We start from the raw sequence: 20424 nt of genomic DNA, 5'->3' as shown, positions 1-20424 counted from the left end.
GAACCGGTCCCCACTTCGCTCGAAAACGCTATCGGTTATCCAACATCAACAGCGCCACCAGCATCAGCACGATTGCAGGCCCTGTCTTCACCAGCGCGCCGAGTGGCTCGATCCAGAGGTCGGGCGTCAGGATTGCCGATCCTATCATGTAGCCGAGCGCGGCGAGGATGCCCGCGATCAGGCCGACCGCCGCGGTGCGGCGGAACGCGATCAAGACGCCGATGCTCATGTCCATCAGGCTGGTCAGCACCGTGATCGGCCCGACCAAAGCGGGCGGAAAATGGTGCGCGGTCAGGATGCCGGCGGCGGCGTCATAAGACACGACCAGCGCGATGAAGCCGGAGGCAACCCAGAACAGCACGAGGCTCGCTATGATCAGCGCCTTGATCAGGAACAGCCGCGCGAACCATTTGTCCTGGATGGTGGCGGGACGCGCCCCGACGGCCTGCGCCATCGTCTTCGGCACGATCCCCGTCGCCGCCATCCATGCGGCGGGATCGCCCGCGACGCCGCGGCGCAGCTCGGCGATCGCGGTCGTGCGCAGCGGCGGCATCCAGCCGAGACGACTGGCGAGATCGCCGAGTTTGGCTCCGAGATCGATCAGGAACACCGGCGGCGTGATCCGAAAATCCTTCGCCGTGCCGAACGACCAGCGGAACTGGCCGATCACGCCACCAAGCGTGACCGGCTGCGGCTGCATCAGATCCCAGGTCACGGCGTGCACGCTCTCATCCGCGACATCGCGGCCCGCCAGCCAGGCGATGGTCGCGGAGATGTCCTCGGCCGCCGCCGGCTGGAACGGCGTCGCCGCCTCGCTCGGTGGCAGATCGACCGGCAGCGCCGCCAGCGCGCGCAGCATGGCGCTGCCGCCATAGGCTGCCGGCGCGATGACAAACCCCGGACGCAGGATGGCGTAGGCGATGCCGGACGCTGCGATCAAACGTTCGGCCTCGCGCTTGGTGGTGCTGAAAGCGGTGCGGTCCTGATCGGCGGTGCCGGGAATCGAGACGTGCACGAGGCGGATGGCACGCCCGCTGGCGCGGATCGCATCCAGGAGCCGCGCGACGAAATCGCGATGCACCGCCTGGGTGTCGCTGCCCGGCCCATCCTGCAGCACGCCGAGGCAATTCACGACCATGTCGACGGCATGGGTGCGAAGCAGCTGCGCCAGCGCCGCCGCATCCATCGCCATCACCGGCAGTTCGAGATCGAGCGCGCTGACCTTCTGCGCGGGCAAAAACTGCCGCGCGATTCCGATCGCATTGAAGCCGCGCGCTCGCAGAGCGTCGGTGACGTAACGGCCGATCAAGCCGGACGCGCCGAACAGGAGGATATTTTGTGCGGGCATTGTCAGTCCCTAAAACGGCTTTGCGAGCATCAGCCAGAGGATGGCCATCACCGAGCCGAAGCCGGGGATGCCGAACAGGAACCAGCGCCGGAACAGCGCAAAATAGCGGGCCGGCAGCGGCTCGCTCTTCTCCGCCGCCGCTTGCGCGAGATCGCGCATCTCCATCTGCATGAAGATCACCGGCACCCAGAACATCCCGGCGACGGCGTATAGCGCGAACGACGTCAGCAGCCAGCGCTCGGTGAAACTGGTCGACGACAGTATCATCAGCAGCCCGCCGCTGACCGGCTGCAACAGCACGGCGGTCAGCGTGAAGATCATGTCTGCGACCACGACGGTCGCAGCGGTGCGCGCGATGAAGGCGGTATCACCCGAGCGATGCGCCATCAGCATGAAGAAGGCGATGCCGGTCCCGGTGCCGAGAATGACGATGGCGCCGAGCACGTGGAGATATTTGACGAGGAAGTAGAGCGTCATCGCTTCCCGCCTGCCAACGGACGCGCCGCCTTCAGCGCACGCTCGAGTTCGGATGCCGCCGACTTCACGCCGTTCTCCGTTTCCGCCAACCAATGACCTTCGCTGCCGTAGGCCGGAAGCTGGCGGAAATCCACCTTTCCGCCTGCCCTCGCGAAGGCATCCGCGAGCTGGCGCGAGAAGACAGGCGTGAAGTAACTGTCATTGGTGGCCACAAGCCAGGTCACCGGAATGCGCGCATGCGCGCCGAATTCGCCCGCGGATGCGACCAGCGTCTGCGGCGCACAAACCTGATTCGGGAAGTCATTGGCGCGGCCGCCACGCCCCGGCGCGAACACGATGATGCGCGCCACGCCGCCGGGATTTTCGCCCGCGAGTGCCAGCGCACCCCATCCGCCCGCGGAATGACCGACGATGACCGTGCCGTCCTGCCGGATGAAGGCCTGCTTGCGGACATAGTCCATCGCAGATGCGATCTCCTCGGCGGTGGCGTGCCCGGACCGCGCATAATCCGCCTCGTCGCAGCCGCCCTGGTCCTCGACATACTTTCCGCTCGTTGCGCCGTGCCCGAGCCTTTCAGGCACCAGAACGGCAAAGCCGTGGGCCACGAGCCAGCCGGCGAGCGCGCGATACTCCGGCTGCGCCATTTGCGCCCGGCGCAGCACGTTCTGCGTCGATGCATGCACGATCACGGCGAGCGGAAACGGGCCGCCGCCCGCGGGACGAAACAGCAGCGCATGCGACAGCGTGGCCGGATCTGATGACGGCACCAGCCATTGCTGGCGCCGGTTCGGCTCGCCCTCGCCACCCTGCGGACCGAAGCCGACCTGCGCGGATACGACCCGCACGCCGAGCAGCGCGAGGACAGCGGCCGCGACCAGGACTTTCGCCGAATGCATCCGAGCCCCCGGCGCGAACGCGCCGCGATTGAATTTCGCCCGTAGAATACCGACGACGGCTCAATTCGGCTGCATTTTTCCGTGACATCGGCGCTGTCATAAATCCGTGCGGCGACGCGTTGTCCGCTGGACGACCGGCGGAACGCCGCTCGATGCCGCCCCTGTCCTCTTTCGGTACAAGTTTTCGGCAAACTGATGCAGAAAATCCACAGGTTAACCGATAATTAACGATAGGTCTTGCCGCCAGCCCGGCGACTTGATTTGATCGGGTCTATGAGCACAACCCTGATCGAGGTCCGGCCGGCCAAAGCTGCAGACGCAGCCGCGGTGGCGTCTACCCACGACGAAGCCTGGCGCTCGGCCTATCAGGGCATCATCCCCGGCGCGGAGCTCGAGAAGCTGATCAACCGCCGCGGCCCGCAGTGGTGGGATAGCGCGATCCGCAAGGGCAGCCGCGTCAGCGTGCTGGTGTTCGGTGACAAGATCGCGGGCTATGCCAATTACGGTCGCAACCGTGCCCGCAGCCTGCACTACGAAGGCGAGATTTACGAGCTCTACCTGCGGCCCGAATTTCAGGGCCTCGGCTTCGGCCGCCGCCTGTTCACGTCAGCGCGCCGCGATCTCATGCAGAGCGGGCTGAAGAGCATGGTGGTCTGGGCGCTGTCCGACAACGACGCCGCGACGGAGTTCTATCGCGCGCTCGGCGGCCGGATGGTGGCGCGCTCGTCGGAGCGATTCGGGCCCAAGTCGCTCGACAAGATCGCTTTCGCCTGGACCAACTGAAAATCCTGCTTCTCTCGCAGCTGCAGCAAGGCTAAACACGGCTGAGCGCTTCGCGCGAAAGCCTGCCTGGCGGCTGCCGGGCGCTATACCGGCTTCGCGCCACGAAAGCGCCAGAACAAAAAAACTCACATCGTTTCTCAACTTCTCAGGCCACGCGGAGCAATCCATGCGTATCGACGCCATATCGACCGGAAAGAATCCGCCCCACGACGTCAACGTCATCATCGAAGTGCCCGTGGGCGGCGAGCCGATCAAATACGAGATGGACAAGGACGCCGGCACGCTGGTGGTCGACCGTTTCCTCTATACGCCGATGCGCTACCCCGGCAATTACGGCTTCATTCCGCACACGCTGTCCGGCGACGGCGATCCATGCGACGTCCTGATCATCAACACCCGCGCGATTGTGCCGGGCGCCGTGATGAGCGTCCGCCCCGTCGGCGTGCTGCTCATGGAGGATGAGGCCGGCGGCGACGAGAAGATCATCGCGGTACCCTCGTCGAAGCTGACCCAGCGCTACGACAAGGTAAAGAACTACAGCGATCTTCCCGACATCACGCTGCAGCAGATCCAGCACTTCTTCGAGCACTACAAGGATCTCGAGAAGGGCAAGTGGGTGAAGGTGCTGCGCTGGGGCGACGCCGACGAAGCCTGCAAGCTGATCATGGAAGGCATCGCGCGGGCGCAAAAGAAGTAGGCATGCGCCGCGCCTTCAGGATCATCCGCAACATTGTCCTGGTGCTGATCGCCACGATCCTCGTGCTCGCCGGCGCGCTCGCCTTCAACACGTTCTCCCACGGCTCGCGGCAGATCCAGGTCGCCGCGATCCCCCGCGTGGCGGTCGATGAAAAAGCCGCCGCAGGGCGGCTCGCCGAGGCGATCCGCTTCAGAACCGTCTCGAATTTCGACAAGCCCGATCAGCATGCCGACGCGCTGCGCGGCATGCAGGCCCATATCGAAAGGAGCTTTCCGGCGTTCCACGCGGTCGCCAAGCGCGAGGTCGTCGCCGATTTGAGCTTGCTCTACACCTGGGAAGGCTCCGATCCCAAGGCGCAGCCGATCGCGCTGCTGGCGCATCAGGACGTGGTGCCGGTGGCGCCCGGCACCGACAAGGACTGGCAACAGCCGCCCTATGACGGCGTGATCGCCGACGGCTATGTCTGGGGCCGCGGCTCCTGGGACGACAAGGGCAACCTCTATTCGATGCTGGAGGCCGCCGAGGCGATGGCGAAGGCCGGCTTCCGGCCGAAACGGACGATCTATTTCGCGTTCGGTCATGACGAGGAGATCGCCGGCACAGGCGGCGCCAAGGCGATCGCTGCGCTATTGGCCTCACGCGGCGTCAGGCTCGACTTCGTGCTCGACGAGGGCCTTTTGATCATCGACGGGATGATCAAGGGGCTCGACAAGCCGATCGCCCTGATCGGCCTTGCCGAGAAGGGCTATGCCACGCTGGTGCTGAATGCGCATACCGCGCCGGGCCATTCCTCGATGCCGCCGCGCGAGACTGCCATCGGCATGATGGCGGCAGCGCTGGTGAAGCTCGAGGATCACCGCCTGCCGATGCAGATCCGCGGCACGGTCGCCGACATGTTCGACACGCTGGCGCCGGAAGCAAGCGGCCTCAATCGCATGGCGCTGTCGAATCTCTGGCTGTTCAAGCCGCTGCTGCTGCGCGAATTCGCCAAGAGCGGCGCGGCCGAAGCGACCGTGCGCACGACGACCGCGCTGACCATCTTCAATGCCGGCGACAAGGACAATGTGCTGCCCGGCATCGCGGAAGCCACCGTCAATTTCCGCCTGCTGCCGGGCGACACCCAGGCAAGCATCACCGATCACGTGCGCAACGCCATCCAGAACGACCGCATCTCGATCAAGCCGTTTCCCGGCAATACCGACCCGCCGCCGGTCACGACCAGCGACAGCGCGTCGTTCCAGGCGCTCGCCCGCACCATTCGGGAGGTCTATCCCGACGTGATCGTCTCGCCGGGCCTGATGGTCGCCGCAACCGACTCGCGGCACTATGTCGGCGCCACCGACAAGATTTTCCGCTTTTCGCCGGTGCGCGCCAATACCGAGGACCTGAAGCGTTTCCACGGCACCAACGAGCGCCTCAGCGTCGAGGGTTATGCCGACATGATCCGCTTCTACCGGCGCCTGATCGAGAACACCGCCGGGTGACTGTTGCACGCCCTCGCCCCGCAGGCGGGAGAGGTGACGATCACACTGCCGGCGCCGGCAGGCCGGCGATCGCACAGGCCGCGCGCAGCGTGTTCACGAGCAGGCACGCCACCGTCATCTGACCGACGCCGCCAGGCACCGGCGTGATCGCGCCGGCGACATTGAGCGCCTCCTGGAACGCGACGTCGCCGACCAGCTTCGGCTTGGCGCCAGGCACCGGGATGCGGTTGATGCCGACGTCGATCACGGTGGCGCCGGGCTTCAGCCAGTCGCCGCGCACCATTTCGGGCTTACCCACCGCGGCATAGACCAGATCGGCCTGGGCGCAGAGCTTTGGCAGGTCGCGTGAACGCGAATGCGCGATCGTCACGGTGGCGTTCTCGTTCAGCAGGAGCTGCACCAGCGGACGGCCGACCAGATTGGAGCGGCCGATCACGATCGCATTCATGCCCTCGATCGAGGGATGCACGCTCTTGGTCAGGATGATGCAGCCGAGCGGAGTGCAGGGCGACAACGCGGCAAAACCGCCGGCCAGCCGCCCGGCATTGTTCGGATGCAGGCCGTCGACGTCCTTGGCCGGATCGATCGCGTTGATGATGGTTTCGGTGTGCAGCGATTTCGGCAGCGGCAGCTGCACCAGGATGCCGTGCACCTTCGGATCACGATTAAGCTGCGCGATCAGCGCCAGCAGATCGGCCTGAGACACATCAGCCGGCAGCTTGTGCTCGAACGAGGCCATGCCGGAGCCTTGCGTCTGCGTGTGCTTGCTGCGGACATAGACCTCGCTCGCGGGGTCGTTGCCGACCAGCACCACCGCAAGCCCCGGCGTGAGCGCGTGGTCGCGCTTGACGCGGGCGACCTCGTCGGCGACGCGGGCGCGAAGCTCGGCGGCAATGACCTTTCCATCGATGATGCGGGCAGCCATGTCAGTCCTTTGTCTCTCGTTCCGGCTTCGCTGCGGTCAGCTTTTTCAAGGTGTCGCCAAGCTGCCTGGGATCGCCGTCGACGGCCACCTGCTTCAGCCGCGACGTGGTCCCCGACAGGATCTTCACCCGGGCCTTCGGCACGCCGAGCGCTTTCGCCAACAGCTCGGTCACCGCGCGGTTGGCCTCGCCGCCATCGGCGATGGCCCGAACCCGCACCTTCACGACGGAACGGCCGTTGGCCAGCGTCTCGATCCCATCGATATCGTCACGGCCGCCGCGCGGCGTCACGCGCAAGGCGATGCTGATTCCCTCGGTGGAGTAGCGCCAAGGGTCCATGGAAGAGGGTCAGATGACGTTGGGGTAGATGTAATACGCGATCACCCGCTGGATGAACAAGATGACCAGGATCACGATGATCGGCGAGATATCAAGCCCGCCCAGATTCGGCATGAAGTTCCGAATCGGCCGCAGCACCGGCTCGGTGATCCGGTAGAGGAACTCGGCCACCGCGGAGACGAACTGGTTGCGCGTGTTGACCACATTGAAGGCAACCAGCCAGGACAGGATGGCCGAAGCGATCAAGAGCCAGACATAGAGGTCGAGGACGATGATGACGATGTCGAGGACGGCGCGCATGTGGGGGGAGCTCGCAGGTGGGATGATCAGCTAGATATCGGTTCATCCCCTCGCAAACAAGGGAAGTTCCCGGTCAATTAGGACCAAAACCGCAGTTTCAGCGTTCTTGACTTGGCCTTGGGCGGGACTGTAAATGGCGCCCGACTGTCGGCCGGGACACTCAGCAACACCCGGCCGCGACGGGGCCATAGCTCAGCTGGGAGAGCGCGTCGTTCGCAATGACGAGGTCGGCGGTTCGATCCCGCCTGGCTCCACCAGCCTTCGCAGGCTACGCCTGCTTCGGCTCGGCAAGCCCTCACGTAGCGAGGGCTGCCTCGGCGTAGCCCGAAGGACGAAGCCGGGCTTTCTCGCCGGCTCCGCCTATCCCCCCCCCCTCACTTCCCCGTAAACCGCGGCGGCCGCTTTTCCATGAAGCTCGCGACGCCCTCCCTGAAATCGCTGCCCTTCAGCGCGATCTGCATCTCGCGGTTGGCGTCGATGGTGGCTTCCGCCAGCGTCTGGAACGGCACGTCGTAGAGCTGGCGCTTGATCACCGCGATCGCGCTCGGCGAGACGAAGTCGGCGAGGTCGCGCGCATAGGCGTAGGTTTCCTCGCGCAGCTTCTCCGGCGAATAAAGCCGGTTGACGAGACCGATGCGCAGCGTCTCCTCGGCGGAGACGCGCCGCGCCGACATCAACAGGTCGAGCGCATTGGCATGGCCGACGATGCGCGGCAGCATCCAGCTGATGCCGTGCTCAGCGATCAGGCCGCGCCGCGAAAACGCGGTGGTGAAAACCGCGGTGTCGGCCGCAAAGCGCAGGTCGCAATAAAGCGCGTGCACCAGGCCGATGCCGGCCGTGGCGCCGTTGAGCATGCCAATCACAGGCTTCTGGATCGCAGGATAATAGGCGTAGCGCGTCTGCCAGTCGGCACGCCGGTTCATGTCGAACGGAATATTGTCGCCGCGCCTGATATCGTTGGGATCGATCCCCTTCAGCGCCTCCATGTCGGCGCCGGCGCAGAACCCGCGGCCCGCGCCGGTCAGCACGATGACGCGGACGTTGTCGTCCTTGGCCGCCGCCTCCATCGCGTGGCGGACATCGCGCTCCATCGTCGCGGTCCACGCATTCATGCGGTCGGGCCGATTCAACGTGATGGTCGCGATCCTGTCGCTGACGTCGTACAGAATGTGCTGGTAGCTCACGGCGATCTCCCTGTGCTCGGTTATTGTTGCTGTTTGCGCGAGCCTTTCGGCCGCGCCAGATAGTCCTGCGTCTCCGGCCGCTGCTCCAGCCAGCCGCTCCAGCGCCGGAACACCTTCGCCATCCGCTCCGGCTCGACGCCGAGCTGCGCCATCGCGACGCCGCCATTGACGGATTCGCGGTACTCCGCGATCAGGCCGTCGCGCAGGATGAAGCGGCTCATGCCGTCGATCACGACACGCTTGCCGGCGAACTGCGGAATTGTCGAGGTGAAGCTCGACAGCGACCACGCATAGCCCTGGCGGCCGTCGAGCACGGGATCGAACATTTCCCAGCGATAGTCGGTGGCGTCGCGATGAAACAGGTTCTGCAGCATGTGCGCGATGTCGACGCGGCCGGTGTGCGGGCCGTAGATGTAGTCGTGATAGACCGCGTCCTCGGTGAAGTGACGTGCAAAGCGCGCGCCGTCGCCGGATTCCGCCGACTGCGTGAAATCGCCGAGCAGACGCGCGAAGTCATCGCCGGTCATGTCGCCTCCCCTGCGCTCGCTTGCCTGCGAGCTTGGTGACGCAACACTAGCACATTCGCGAGGATGGAAAGCCGCGCTGTGGTGCGCGGAATATTCCGCGTGACGGCTACTCGGCGGCCTGCAGCACCACCGGGCGCGGCGGGCGCGCGATCCAGCCGTCGACGAAGTGCTTCAGCCAGGCGCGTTCGGCCACGTCGTATACGGCGCGTTCGGCGAAGTGCTGATGGCGCGGCTGGGCGCCGGGCTGGTCCATCCGTACGCAGCCACGCGTGGTCCAGCGATGCATCATCGCGTAGGTCACGTCGGGATGAAACTGGATGCCGAAGGCATTGCCAAGCTGGAACGCCTGCACCGGAAAGTCGTCGCCGGCGGCAAGCAGCTCGGCGCCATCGGGTAGCTCAAATCCCTCGCCGTGCCAGTGATAGACCCGCGCCGGCCAGTCCGGGCAGAGCGCGCGGCCTGCCGCCGTCGGCCTGATCGGATAGTAGCCGACTTCGACGCGGCCTTCCGCATGCGACGCGACCTCAGCGCCAAGCTGCCGCGCCAGCATCTGAGCGCCGAGGCAGATGCCTAAGAACGGCCGCTGCTCGCGCAGGGGAATTTCGATCCAGTCGATCTCGCGTCGCACGTAGTCGTCGGGATCGTTGGCGCTCATCGGGCCGCCAAAGATCACCGCGCCGGCATGTTCGTCGAGGCTCTCCGGCAAGGCGTCGCCGAAGCGCGGACGGCGGATATCCAGGGAATAGCCCAGCGCGCGCAAGGCATTTCCGATCCGGCCGGGGGTCGACGTCTCCCGGTGCAGCACGACCAGCACCGGCCGCAACAGGGCCGGATCCGGCGGCGTGACCGCGGCCAGCCTCCGGCATGCGAAGGGCACCACGACACGGGCTTGGTCCGACCGGAACGACATTGCCTTTGCTAGAATTCGGCCTCTGCTTAAGGATTCGACACGTAAGCGACGATCATAGGTAAGTGATTCTTAATTTCGTGTGAGTTCGAGCGCGCTCAGGCGAAATTTCGAAGCAAATCGCGGGCCAGAGACGGCCCCGGGCTGATCGAAGGCTCCGGTTTTTGGTCTTACGCATTGTCCTCACGCGAACCGGCGCCGATTCGCTCGAAAACGCGCCGAAGCCGAATGCGGGATCAGCGCTTGCGGAGCTGGAAGCCGCCAACCGCGGTCAGAATGAAGGAGCGCGGGAACAGACGGAGCAGGAACGGGACGAGCTTGATGAACGGGCCGGGCAGGACCGCGCGCTTGTTGGCCATCAGCCCGCGATAGGCCTGCCGGGCGACCTCGGCCGGCGCGACGTCAAGAATCGCCGAATCGAAGCCGGGCGCGAATCCGGCCCGCTTCTGGAATTCCGACGGCACCGGGCCGGGGCACACCACGGTGACGCGCACCCCCTTCGGCGCGAGCTCACAGCGCAGCGCCTCGGAGAACGACAACACATAGGCCTTGGTGGCGTAATAAACCGCCATGCCCGGCCCCGGCAGGAATCCCGCAATAGAGCCGAGATTAAGGATGCCGCCGCGGTTACGGATCAGCTGATCGGCAAAGCGCAGCGACAGATCGGTCAGCGCACGGATATTCACCGCGATCATGTTGAGCTGCTCGGCCCGGTCGCGCGTGATGGCGAGGCCGAACAGGCCGAAGCCGGCATTGTTGACGAGATATTCGACCTCGACCCCGGCGTCCGCCAGAGCCGCCGCGATCTTGTCGCCGGCATCGATCTCCTGGAGATCACAGGGAATCACGATCGGCGCGGCCCCGCCCTTGCCGCCGAGCTCGTCGGCCAGCGCCTTCAGGCGATCTGCCCGTCGCGCCACCAGCGCCACACGGTGACCGTTCGATGCAAATACGCGCGCCAGTTCGGTGCCTATGCCCGCCGATGCCCCGGTTATCAGCGTCACACGCTCGGTCACGATTCAAACTCTTATTTCAAATTGCCGCGAGGTTACGAACTGGGGCGACGAGAGCATAGGCTTGCGGTGCGACGCAAGCCGTCCGTAAGCATTTTGCCATGCTGAGGTGTGCCGTTTTCGAAGTGAAACGCAGGGTTTTCAGGCTTATCGCTCGCGATGGCGACAAATCGTGCCCCAGATTAAAGTTTCGTCATCTGCGATACCGGCACGACTGTGGCCGCACGAACACGGCAGGCGTGTCAGATTGCCGCGTCTGCCGTTCCCCAAGGCCCCTTGGGCAGGGCCGCCTGCTGCTCGGCGACACGGTGTTTCAGATCGAGGCGATCGCGCGAGGAAACGGCGAGCAGGTCGGCGGCGCGCCAGACCACATTGTCCTCGAACTCGCTGACCTGGCCGTCGGCGTAGACCAGCTCCCACATCATCTCGACGATGCGCAGCCGGCACTCCTCATTCACCGAGCGCATGATCACGCTGGTAAAGTGATAGAGATCGACTGCTTCGCCCTCGACCCGCGTTGCGGACGCGATCAACCTGTCGGCGGTGCCGGGATCGAGCTTGAATCGGCTTTCGATCAGGCCGTGTAGCTTGCGCTTCTCGACCTCGGTCGGCTCGCCATCGAGCGAGACGACGTGAACGAGCAGCGCGGTCGCGGCCAGGCGATAATCGCCCTCGTCGAACGTCCGGTCAGCCTGCGCGTCGGGGGAGACGATATCGGCAATGAATTGGCGAAGTCCGTCGAGCATCGTGTGTCTATCGATTGAAGCCTGATGAAATGTTTCCGGCGTGAAACACATATGGCGTGGAAACACAACCGGCGCAATCGACGCGGGCTCCGGAGAGCGCATTACGTTTTGGCAATAACACCATCGCGTGATGCGGAGGACCAGCCCAGGCATGACGCATTCAAGCCGCTTGAGCGCGTCTGCCGGCTATCAAGGTATCTCGTACACCACGAGCTTGTCGGCGATGCCGCGCAGCGCCGCTTCCTTCTGGATCGGCCTGATCGCGGCGCGATCGAGAATGCCGGCGACCTCGGGCGATTCCATCACCGGCTGGGTAAGATGAATTTCCTGTGACGTCGATAAGCTCTGCACCCGCGCCGCGATGTTCACGGTCTGGCCGAAATAGTCCTGCCGCTCGTTGAGCATCACCGCAAGGCAGGGACCTTCGTGGATGCCGATCTTGACGATCAGATCCTCCTTGCCGCGCTCGGCGTTGAGCTTCGCCATCGCCGCGCGCATCCGCAAGCCAGCAGACAGCGCGTGCTCGGGCTTGATGAAGGTCGCCATCACGGCGTCGCCGATCGTCTTCACGACGGCGCCGCGCTCGGATGCGATGATGTCGAGCAATGCGTGGAAATGCGCGCGCACCAGATCGAAGGCGGCGAGATCGCCGACACGCTCATAGAGCGCGGTCGATCCCTTCAGGTCGGTGAACAGGAACGTTAGCGCCGTGATCTTCAGCCGCTGGTCGACATTGAGATTGTCGGCCTTGAAGACGTCGCGGAAGGTCTGGTTCGACAGCATCCGCTTTGCCGTCAGGATCGGCTTGCGTTTGCCTAGCAATTTGTGCAGCGGGTCGCCCGCGATCCAGACCGAGGGCAGCACACGAACGTCGGCCTGATTCTCCAGTGAGAGCCGCAGCGGCCCGGGTCGCATCGTAGAGGTGCCGGTCGGCGCCTGCAGCTTGTTGAATGCGATCGAAAATTGCTGGCGCTCGGTGGTCGGCTCGCCCTCGACGGAGAAGAAGTGCGCGGAATGCGTCACCGGCTCGAACACGATGACGAATTGATTGGGCAGATTGAGCGACAGAATTGCCTTCTCACCGGGCGGCAGCTCGAGCCCCTCGAGCGTCACCTCGTTGATCAACGTCGACAGCGACTCCTCGTTGAGGTCGATGCCCGAACTCCAGAACATCTGCCGGAAGTATTCCCAGATCGGTAGCGAATTGGGATCGTGCGCGGCGATACGGCGGACGCGCGGGCTGACGGTGAAGGCGACCTCGACAAGCTCGTCGACGGAAGCCTCATAACCCGCCGCGCACAGCGCGCAATTGTAGTCGTCGTGGCGCAGCGACTTCAGCGTCGAATGCGCGTCGAGCACGCCGCCGCAGCCGGGACAGAGCACGTTCCAGCTCATGTCGAACAGGCCGAGCCGCGACGCATGCAGGAAGCCGGAGATCACCTTCTCCTGGTCGAGCCCGGCGCGGCGCGAGAAATCCAGCAGGTTGATGCGATTGAGGTCGCGATCATGTCCCTCGGCAATCAGCCGCTCGATGGCATCGACGACGGCCGGATCGGCGGTCTGTCTGAGGACTGCGAACTGGGCCTGTGTATCGCTCATGGTGAGGACCTAGATGAGCATTCGGAAAGGTCCGCGCAAGTGTTTTCAGCGCGGTGTGATCGCAAACATCGGCGAGCGGTCCGGCTGCGTCGTCACCACGCCGATCGGCAGCACCGGCTCCTTGTCCGCCAGCGCGACGCGGAAGGCACCGATGATCTTTGCCAGCGCCAGCGTCGCCTCGACCAGCGCGAAATGCGCGCCGATGCAGACGCGCGCGCCGACGCCGAACGGAAGATAGGCGAAACGGTCGGGCGGCGGTCCCGTCATGAAGCGCTGCGGCACGAACGCGTTCGGATCGCGCCACAGCTTTTCATGCCGGTGCAACAGCCAGGGCGCGATCAGGATCACGTCGCCCTTCCTGACCGGTCGGCCCGCGACCGTGTCCGGCCCCCCCGCCGCGCGTGCGATCAGGAATGCCGGCGGATACAGCCGCATCGTCTCGTCCATCACCGCACGGGTGAATTTCAGCCGTTCGATGTCCGGCGTGCCGGCTGCTGCCACGCTCCGCACTTCCGCCGCGACTTGCTCCTGGGTCGCGGGATCGAGCGCGAGCAGATAGAGCGCCCAGAACAGCGCGGTCGCGGTGGTCTCGTGGCCGGCGAGGATCATGGTCGCGACCTGGTCGCCGAGCTGGTCGTCGGTGAAGGCCACGCCGGTTTCGGGATCGCGGGCTTCTCCCATCAGGTCGAACAGGTCGCGCGCAGGCGCGTTGTCGTTTTTCCCCGCGGCACGGCGCTCGGCCATCAGCATGCCGACGAACGCGGTCCAGCGCTTGCGGAACCGAGCGCGGCGGAAATCCTGCGGGCTTGGCCAGTTCAGCGGCAGCAGCAGGTCGAGCATATGCGGCCGTGCCAGCGTCTCGCCATACTCCATCACGAAGTCGCGCAGCGCCGCGCCGTGACGATCCATGCCGAACGAGAACATGGTGCGACCGGCGATCTCGAGCGTCATGCGCTGCATTGCCTCGCGCAGGTCGACCGGGCCATTGCTCGCGGCGTTCAGCTTGGCGATCGTCTCGTCGATCGCCGAGACCATGTAGGGCACGAGTGTCGTCACCGCGCGCGGCGTGAACGCCGGCGCCAGCGTACGGCGCTGATGCTTCCAGGCGCGGCCTTCTGCGATCAGCAAGCCTTCGCCAAGCATCGGGCGCAGCACGCGGATGCCGGCCGGCGTACGGGTGTAGTTCTCGTAGTTGTCGACCAGCACATGCCGGATCGCATCCGGCGTGTTGAGGATGAAGCTCGAGCGACCGAAGAAGCGACCCTGAAGGATGTCCTCCTCATAGGCGCGCTGGGCCCAGGTCTCGATCGGGCTTTTGCGCATCGCCCGCATCCGCCCGAACGCGGTCATGCTGTCGGGCGCGCGCGGCGGGGTCGGCGGCACCAGGGGCCGCCGCGTGAGCGTCATGTCGTAGACTTCGGCTATGCTCATGGCCCTCGCTCCAGCCCCTCGCGACAATGGATTCAGGCACCCGATCCCGGCGCCTTGAAGGCGGGTGGACCGATAGAAAAGCTAGTAAGTCAGCTCGGCCACCGCAATCCGGTTTTCCGACGCCGGCCAGGCCCGCGCGACGATCCGCTCCTCGTTGAAGATGGCAACCACCGGACGGCCGGCCTCGGCGGCGGGCAGCCGCAAGGTCGTGACCGAATCCGTCGGCACGCCCGGTTTCACGTCCGCCGGCTCCTTGCCGTCGAGCAGCACAACATCGCGCGGCAGGCCGAAATAGCCGCGCGGCCGCGACATCAGCACCACGGCGCCGGCGCCTGCATCGGCGGCCCCAAGCGGCCGCGCGGCGCGCAGATGCACGATGTCGGAGGAGCGCGGGAATGGCGAGCGGTAGATATGCGTGGTCACCGCGCCCGGCGAGGCCAACACGATCTCAAGCGACCAGCCGGGATCGACCTGCGCCGGACCCCAGCGGCCGTCGGCGCCGGTCTGCGAGCTGTGAACCGGCCCGCCCATCCGTTCGCCGGTCTCAGTCGACACATGATAGACGTCGACGGACGCACCCGACACCGGACGGTTGGTCTGCACGCCGCCCGGCGTGCCCGTGACCAGGCCGCTGAGCCTGACTATCGTCTCCGGCACGATCTCGATTCGCGACGGCTCGCGGCCGGCAATGAATTTGTAGATCTCGCGGAAGGCGCGCGGATGGAACGCGGTCTCGCGATGATCGACCGCGCCGAGCACCAGATTGGTCGCGCCCTTCAGCGCCGTGCCGTCGGTGGTGACATTGGTTGGCGTGCCCGCCTTGCCGACAAAGCGGCCGTCGGCCTGCGCATATTTGTCGAGCCCGTCGCTGCGCAGTGTCAGAAACGCGGTACCCGCCGTCACCTCGCTGTCGCCGTCGTTCAAGCCACGCAGGAACGGGCCGCGGCCGTTGAATTCGTTGCCGAGCCCGTCGTCCCATGCGTAGACGCCATGATTGGGCGTGCCGCACAGGACGGCATGGCTGACATCGCCGCCACCGCCGCTCTTGATGTAGTTGCGAATGGCGTTGCCGCCGCGCGAATTGCCGACCAGCGCGACGCGCGCGGCGCCGGTCGTCTGCTTCAATTCCTTGATCGCCTCGCCAAGCTCGCGGCGCGCATCCTCGGTCGAGGAGCGGCCCGCCTGCTCGACCTTGTCGTCATTGCGCGCCAATGGATCCGTGAAGTTGATCGCGAACAGCCGCTCGCGCTGCACACCGTTGGATTCCATCCGCCAGATCGTCGTCACCCAGAGCGGCGCCTGATCGCCATTGCCGTGCACGAACAGGATCGGCGGGATGTCGACCGCCGGCGCCGCCTGAGCCGTCTGTGCCCATGCTGGGGTATCGAAATAGCCTCCCAGCAGCGACAGGGCTCCGGCCCCCTTCAGAAGCGTCCGGCGCGATAGGTCCATTATTTCCTCCCCCAGGCTTTTCAGTACTTTAGCTGTGCCCTAAGCCGGCGAACAGTGCCGTAACTACTGGACAGGACAAGCTTTTCGCAGGCATTTGTTGATCCAGCCGGAATCATCAGCAAGCCATAGCAGGCCAAACGGGACCGGATATGACCCAACCGCCGAAACGTACCGACAGTATCACTGCACCGTTACGGCACTCAATTTTCAGGCGGATCTGGCTCGCCAGCCTGCTGTCCAACCTCGGCATCCTGATCCAGGGCGTCGGCGCGGCCTGGGCGATGACCCAGATGACGTCGTCGGCCGACAAGGTCGCGCTGGTGCAGACCGCCTTGATGCTGCCGGTGATGCTGATCTCGATGCCCGCAGGCGCGATCGCCGACATGCATGACCGCCGCATCGTCGCGATGGTGTCGCTGGCGATCGCGCTCGTAGGCGCCACCGCGCTCACGATGCTGGCCTGGTTCAACCTGGTGACGCCGAACATCCTGCTCGCGCTGTGCTTCGTCGTCGGCTGCGGCATGGCGCTGTTCGGCCCGGCCTGGCAATCCTCGGTCAGCGAACAGGTGCCGGCGGAAACGCTGCCGGCCGCGGTCGCGCTCAACGGCATCAGCTACAACATCGCGCGCAGCTTCGGCCCGGCGATCGGCGGCATTGTGGTCGCGACCGCAGGCGCCGTGGCCGCGTTCGCGGCGAATGCGGTGCTCTATCTTCCGCTTCTCGTCGTGCTGTTCCTGTGGGAGCGCGCCAGCGAGCCATCGCGGCTGCCGCGCGAGCGGCTCAACCGCGCCATCGTCTCCGGCGTGCGCTACATCACCAATTCGCCGTCGATCAAGATCGTGCTGACCCGCACCATGGTCACCGGCATCATCGGCGGCTCGGTCTCGGCGCTGATGCCGCTGGTGGCGCGCGACCTCCTGCATGGCGGCGCGCAGACCTACGGCATCATGCTCGGCGCCTTCGGCATGGGTGCGGTGATCGGCGCGCTCAATATCAGCGAGGTGCGCCGCCGCCTCAGCGGCGAAGCCGCGATCCGCGCCTGTGCGCTATCGATGGCGGGCGCAATCGCAGCAGTCGCATTGAGCACGCAGCCGGTGATCACGGCGGCGGCGCTGGTGATCGCCGGCGCGGTGTGGATGCTCGCGGTGGCGCTGTTCAATATCGGCGTGCAGCTATCCGCGCCGCGCTGGGTCGCGGGCCGTTCGCTCGCGGCGTTCCAGGCTGCGATCGCCGGCGGCATCGCGATCGGAAGCTGGGGCTGGGGCCATCTCACCGACGTCGCCGGCGTCGAGACCGCGCTGTTGATTTCAGCCGGCCTGATGGTCCTGTCGCCGCTGCTCGGCATCTGGCTCAGGATGCCGCCGGTCGGCGCGCGGAACGAGACTGCGACCGAGGCGCTCGCCGATCCCGAGGTGCGGCTGCAACTCAAGGGCCGCAGCGGACCGCTGGTGGTCGAGATCGAATATCGCGTGGCACAGGACAAGGCCCGCGCCTTCCACAATGTGATGCTGGAGGTGCAGCTCAGCCGCCAACGCAACGGCGCCTATGGCTGGTCGATCGCGCGCGACATCGCCGATCCCGAACTCTGGACCGAGCGCTACCACTGCCCGACCTGGCTCGACTTCCTGCGCCAGCGCAACCGCGCCACCCAGATCGAGCGCGAACTGCACCAGAAGGCGGCAGACTTCCACATCGGCAGCGAGCCGGTGCGGGTGCGCCGGATGCTGGAGCGTCCGTTCGGATCGGTGCGCTGGAAGGACGAAACCCCGGACCGCGCCGCCAACGAGGTCATCCCGGTGGTCGCGACCGCGGCGGGCAGCAGCACGTAGCCTCTCAGCGTCATTCCGGGGCGCGCGTATTCGCGCGACCCGTTGGCGATGGCCCGGAATGACGGCGGTGGCTTTTACTGTCCGTGATCGATCAGCGTCTGCTGGCACGCCTTGCTCAGCCGGGCGCGATTTTGCTTCAGGCAGGCCAAAACGACCTGGTCGCCCTCACTGAGATGGGCGCGGCAGAACCGCGACGCGTCCCGCGTGCAGGCATCACGCCCCTGCTGCGCCGACGCAGCCGACGCCACCAGAACCAGCGGAACGGCAAAAACCAGAAACTTGACCATCTTTCAAAGTCTCTAAGAAAACGCGGCGCCGGGTTCTATAGCGTTTCGAGGCGCCGAAGAAGCTTGAAACGACCAGGCCGGCGGCGAGCTCCTGCCCGGCCGCCCGTTCCGGGATTAGACTGCGGCTCGTCGCCGCAGGCCGACCGGGATCGATGCGGTGCCGCAATTATTGTTCGGCAACCTTGCGCGATCGCGCGGCCAGGTCACGGTCCATGACCACGCGACAGCCGCTGCTCAACTCCGTGCGGTGCTTGATCATACAGGCGGTGATCTTTGGAATGTTCGGGATCTCCGAGCTGCAGAGGCGGAACGCATCGCCCGTGCACATTTGCTGCGCTTCGGCGCTGAAAGCGAAGCTTGCCGTCGAGGACAGCGCGGAAATAACAGCCGCAAAAGCCAACGCGACACTGGCCCTGCGAACTCGGCTCCCAAGAACCTGGCTCCTGAAGACGGTGGTCATGATCGGCTCCCATTGGCACCGCCGGAGGCGGGCCCGCTGTTTGACCGTCCGATCATGCGCCGCGGCGTGCCACCCGACTGTGACGGTCATCACGCAAGGATAAGGCGCTCTTTTTCTTGAGCTCCCGGCCCCGCGTTGGGACCGCGTTAAGACCTTGTTGGCATTAATCGCTCGTTACGGATGTGGCGTACTCAGCGTTCCCAGAAAGTGTGTAGCGATGCGTAATGCGTTAGGCCTGATGCTGGCCAGTGTTGTAGCGGCAGTCGTGATCGCCGGAGTGTGGTTCTGGACCTCCTCCCCGCGCGCCGACGCGGCTGCCCCCCAAACCGTGGCCGCCCGGGCGGCCGATCCGCTTCCCGCACAGGCGGCGAAGCCAGCCAAGGACGACGTCGACGTCACCGCCGCGCTGTCGAAGCGCGCCGAGGCGGCCCCCGCACCGGCGCCGGCGCCAGCGCCCGTGGCGGCCGCACCCAAGGCGGCCTGCGCCAATCCCGATGCGCTCGGCGTCAGCCGCACCGTCGTGGTCGATACAACCGGCGGCCCAGGCTTTGGCTTCCTGCAGTACAAGCAGTTCGACTTCCTGACCGACAAGGAGGTCCTGCTGACCTTCGATGACGGTCCGTGGCCGACCACGCCCGCCGTGCTCAAGGCGCTGGCGGATGAGTGCACCAAGGCGGTGTTCTTCCCGATCGGCCTGCACACCACCTACCACCCCGACATCCTCCGGCAGGTCGCAGCCGCAGGCCACACGATCGGTGCGCACACCTGGTCGCACGCGCATCTCGCCAGCAAGAAGCTCAGCGAGCAGCAGGCCAAGGACGAGATCGAGAAAGGTTTTAGCGCCGTGAAGATGGCGCTGGGCAGCAATCCTGCGCCGTTCTTCCGCTTCCCAGCGTTGGCGCACACACCGGCGACGCAGGCCTATCTCGGCACCCGCAACATCGCGATGTTCTCGGTCGACGTCGATTCCAACGACTTCAAGTCCTCTAGCGCCGAGCAGGTGATCCAGAACGTGATGACCAAGCTCGACAAGCAGGGCAAAGGCATCATCCTGATGCACGACCTGCAGAAGCACACCGCGCAGGCGCTGCCGACCCTGCTGCGCCGGCTGAAGGCCGGCGGCTACAAGGTGGTCGCGATGCGGGCCAAGACCACGCTCGAGACGCTGCCCGAATACGACGCGATGATGGTGAAGAACGAGAAGGTTCCGACCGCATCGAGCCGCCCGGTGGGCAGCGTCGTGCAGACGGTGTCGGATTAGGGTTCTGTCCGTCATTTGCGGACATTTCCGCGGTAACAAAAGCGCCCCTAGAGAAATCCAGGGGCGCTTTTGCTTTCGAGCTATCAGCAAGCGACGTCGGGTGCGCTCGGTGATGATGCGCCCTTGGGTCCAGCGTGTGTAGAGACGCCTGTGCCGCCGTTTCGGCGATCATGGACGGCGAGGTGACCGCGGGAGCGGATGCGGTGACGCACGAGCAGTTGAACCCGTGACGCTCTCCTACGCTTCAAGCGCAACGATCCGCATCCTTGTCTGGGGCGGACGGTCCTTTAATCTTTGGGGACGACCCGTTACGGATGTCTCCGGGCCGGACAGGCGAAGAGTGGTGCCGCAAGAGGGATTCGAACCCCCGACCCCGTCATTACGAATGACGTGCTCTACCGACTGAGCTATTGCGGCGGACCGTTCGGCAACTGCCTTGAAAGGCGTGCCACCTGATATCGGGCATGGCCCCGATTGGCAA

The 20424-nt window shown here is 65.4% G+C and carries 21 protein-coding genes and 2 tRNA genes; 6 read left to right on the top strand and 17 right to left on the bottom strand.

Features of this window, described 5'->3' with window-relative positions; translation table 11 throughout:
- Positions 1-28 precede the first annotated feature (28 nt).
- Genes ACFFWD_RS24165 through ACFFWD_RS24155 form a run of 3 tightly spaced genes read right to left on the bottom strand, consistent with a single transcriptional unit; the run spans position 29 to position 2721 of the window.
- Positions 29-1348, bottom strand: coding sequence for an SDR family oxidoreductase (locus tag ACFFWD_RS24165; RefSeq protein WP_376969246.1), 1320 nt, complete (start codon positions 1346-1348; stop codon positions 29-31).
- A gap of 9 nt (positions 1349-1357) precedes the next feature.
- Positions 1358-1825, bottom strand: coding sequence for a DUF2269 family protein (locus ACFFWD_RS24160; RefSeq protein ID WP_376969244.1), 468 nt, complete (start codon positions 1823-1825; stop codon positions 1358-1360).
- On the bottom strand, positions 1822-2721 hold the full coding sequence (locus ACFFWD_RS24155) for an alpha/beta hydrolase family protein (RefSeq protein ID WP_376969242.1): 900 nt from the start codon (positions 2719-2721) through the stop codon (positions 1822-1824). The genes ACFFWD_RS24160 and ACFFWD_RS24155 overlap by 4 nt, the downstream gene beginning before the upstream one ends.
- Positions 2722-2994: 273 nt before the next feature.
- On the opposite strand from ACFFWD_RS24155, the gene ACFFWD_RS24150 reads away from it, so the two are divergent.
- The 3 genes from ACFFWD_RS24150 to ACFFWD_RS24140 all read left to right on the top strand — a co-directional run bounded on the left by ACFFWD_RS24150 (position 2995) and on the right by ACFFWD_RS24140 (position 5685).
- Positions 2995-3504: a GNAT family N-acetyltransferase gene (locus tag ACFFWD_RS24150; protein WP_376969240.1), complete on the top strand. Its 510-nt coding sequence runs from the start codon at positions 2995-2997 to the stop codon at positions 3502-3504.
- A gap of 166 nt (positions 3505-3670) precedes the next feature.
- On the top strand, positions 3671-4201 hold the full coding sequence (gene ppa, locus ACFFWD_RS24145) for an inorganic diphosphatase (protein ID WP_376969238.1): 531 nt from the start codon (positions 3671-3673) through the stop codon (positions 4199-4201).
- A 2-nt stretch (positions 4202-4203) separates the two neighbouring features.
- Entirely contained in the window at positions 4204-5685 is a 1482-nt protein-coding gene (locus tag ACFFWD_RS24140; RefSeq protein WP_376969236.1) for a M20 family peptidase, read from the top strand.
- Between the two features lie 40 nt (positions 5686-5725).
- On the opposite strand, the gene ACFFWD_RS24135 is transcribed toward ACFFWD_RS24140, so the two are convergent.
- From ACFFWD_RS24135 to ACFFWD_RS24125, 3 genes are read right to left on the bottom strand one after another with little or no spacing between them, the layout of a single operon-like run.
- Positions 5726-6610 carry a bifunctional methylenetetrahydrofolate dehydrogenase/methenyltetrahydrofolate cyclohydrolase gene (locus ACFFWD_RS24135; RefSeq protein WP_376969234.1) on the bottom strand — a complete coding sequence of 295 codons (885 nt, stop codon included), beginning with the start codon at positions 6608-6610 and terminating at the stop codon, positions 5726-5728.
- A gap of 1 nt (position 6611) precedes the next feature.
- On the bottom strand, positions 6612-6947 hold the full coding sequence (locus tag ACFFWD_RS24130; RefSeq protein WP_376969232.1) for a DUF167 domain-containing protein: 336 nt from the start codon (positions 6945-6947) through the stop codon (positions 6612-6614).
- Between the two features lie 9 nt (positions 6948-6956).
- On the bottom strand, positions 6957-7247 hold the full coding sequence (locus ACFFWD_RS24125) for a YggT family protein (RefSeq protein ID WP_376969230.1): 291 nt from the start codon (positions 7245-7247) through the stop codon (positions 6957-6959).
- 181 nt (positions 7248-7428) lie between these two features.
- Here ACFFWD_RS24125 and ACFFWD_RS24120 point away from each other — a divergent pair.
- Positions 7429-7504, top strand: a tRNA-Ala gene (locus ACFFWD_RS24120).
- Positions 7505-7621: 117 nt separating this feature from the next.
- Here the strand turns inward: ACFFWD_RS24120 and ACFFWD_RS24115 are convergent.
- The 8 genes from ACFFWD_RS24115 to ACFFWD_RS24080 all read right to left on the bottom strand — a co-directional run bounded on the left by ACFFWD_RS24115 (position 7622) and on the right by ACFFWD_RS24080 (position 16106).
- The gene (locus ACFFWD_RS24115) at positions 7622-8431 is read right to left on the bottom strand and encodes an enoyl-CoA hydratase (protein WP_376969228.1); all 810 of its coding nucleotides are present in this window, start codon (positions 8429-8431) and stop codon (positions 7622-7624) included.
- Positions 8432-8451: 20 nt separating this feature from the next.
- Complete coding sequence (locus ACFFWD_RS24110; protein WP_376969226.1) at positions 8452-8958, bottom strand: nuclear transport factor 2 family protein; 507 nt, start codon at positions 8956-8958, stop codon at positions 8452-8454.
- A gap of 106 nt (positions 8959-9064) precedes the next feature.
- Positions 9065-9868 (bottom strand): glutamine amidotransferase, encoded by an 804-nt coding sequence (locus ACFFWD_RS24105; protein ID WP_376969224.1) that lies wholly within the window; start codon positions 9866-9868, stop codon positions 9065-9067.
- 233 nt (positions 9869-10101) lie between these two features.
- Positions 10102-10881 (bottom strand): SDR family NAD(P)-dependent oxidoreductase, encoded by a 780-nt coding sequence (locus ACFFWD_RS24100; protein WP_376969222.1) that lies wholly within the window; start codon positions 10879-10881, stop codon positions 10102-10104.
- A 239-nt stretch (positions 10882-11120) separates the two neighbouring features.
- Entirely contained in the window at positions 11121-11624 is a 504-nt protein-coding gene (locus ACFFWD_RS24095) for a tellurite resistance TerB family protein (RefSeq protein ID WP_376969220.1), read from the bottom strand.
- Positions 11625-11813: 189 nt separating this feature from the next.
- Positions 11814-13223, bottom strand: coding sequence for an adenylate/guanylate cyclase domain-containing protein (locus ACFFWD_RS24090; RefSeq protein WP_376969218.1), 1410 nt, complete (start codon positions 13221-13223; stop codon positions 11814-11816).
- Between the two features lie 45 nt (positions 13224-13268).
- The gene (locus tag ACFFWD_RS24085) at positions 13269-14654 is read right to left on the bottom strand and encodes a cytochrome P450 (RefSeq protein ID WP_376969216.1); all 1386 of its coding nucleotides are present in this window, start codon (positions 14652-14654) and stop codon (positions 13269-13271) included.
- Between the two features lie 81 nt (positions 14655-14735).
- Entirely contained in the window at positions 14736-16106 is a 1371-nt protein-coding gene (locus ACFFWD_RS24080; protein ID WP_376969214.1) for a hydrolase, read from the bottom strand.
- A gap of 149 nt (positions 16107-16255) precedes the next feature.
- On the opposite strand from ACFFWD_RS24080, the gene ACFFWD_RS24075 reads away from it, so the two are divergent.
- Positions 16256-17935, top strand: coding sequence for an MFS transporter (locus ACFFWD_RS24075; RefSeq protein ID WP_376969212.1), 1680 nt, complete (start codon positions 16256-16258; stop codon positions 17933-17935).
- Positions 17936-18009: 74 nt separating this feature from the next.
- Here the strand turns inward: ACFFWD_RS24075 and ACFFWD_RS24070 are convergent, their stop codons facing one another.
- Together ACFFWD_RS24070 and ACFFWD_RS24065 are read right to left on the bottom strand one after the other, a co-directional pair.
- The gene (locus ACFFWD_RS24070; RefSeq protein ID WP_376969210.1) at positions 18010-18222 is read right to left on the bottom strand and encodes a hypothetical protein; all 213 of its coding nucleotides are present in this window, start codon (positions 18220-18222) and stop codon (positions 18010-18012) included.
- 166 nt (positions 18223-18388) lie between these two features.
- Entirely contained in the window at positions 18389-18682 is a 294-nt protein-coding gene (locus tag ACFFWD_RS24065; RefSeq protein ID WP_376969208.1) for a hypothetical protein, read from the bottom strand.
- Positions 18683-18899: 217 nt separating this feature from the next.
- Between ACFFWD_RS24065 and ACFFWD_RS24060 the strand changes: the two genes are divergently transcribed.
- Entirely contained in the window at positions 18900-19943 is a 1044-nt protein-coding gene (locus tag ACFFWD_RS24060; RefSeq protein ID WP_376969206.1) for a polysaccharide deacetylase family protein, read from the top strand.
- 341 nt (positions 19944-20284) lie between these two features.
- Here ACFFWD_RS24060 and ACFFWD_RS24055 read toward each other — a convergent pair.
- Positions 20285-20360, bottom strand: a tRNA-Thr gene (locus ACFFWD_RS24055).
- Between the last annotated feature and the right edge of the window lie 64 nt (positions 20361-20424).

This window comes from Bradyrhizobium erythrophlei (assembly GCF_042430365.1).
GTDB lineage: Bacteria > Pseudomonadota > Alphaproteobacteria > Rhizobiales > Xanthobacteraceae > Bradyrhizobium > Bradyrhizobium erythrophlei.
Note: the sequence above shows the minus strand (reverse complement) of the source record. Positions and strands in the feature narration are given on the sequence as shown.